Annotated in this window: 1 protein-coding gene; it reads right to left on the reverse strand. The window is 54.4% G+C overall.

Features of this window, described 5'->3' with window-relative positions; translation table 11 throughout:
* The coding region (locus LCF57_RS18940) for a beta-ketoacyl synthase N-terminal-like domain-containing protein (RefSeq protein WP_226002094.1) at window positions 1-239 on the reverse strand (239 nt) is incomplete at both ends.

Below are 239 nucleotides of genomic sequence, written 5' to 3' on the forward strand. Positions count from 1 at the left end.
AATGACGTATGCGGAAATACCCTCTCCCCCTGCTTCCATAAATCCGGGCCGTATAAATCGTAGCCGGTCTTGGTAATCCCCGCGAAGACGCCCACCTTCCCGTTATATTGCGACCGGATCTGCTCCCGGGTATAGCCCGCATCCTCCAATACCTCCCAGCAGGATTGGACAAACAGCCGTTCCTGCGGGTCCATGTTATGGGCTTCTAGCGGTGATATGTTGAAGAAGAGCGGGTCAAA

The organism is Paenibacillus sp. BJ-4 (genome assembly GCF_020404765.1).
In the GTDB taxonomy this organism is placed as follows: domain Bacteria; phylum Bacillota; class Bacilli; order Paenibacillales; family Paenibacillaceae; genus Paenibacillus.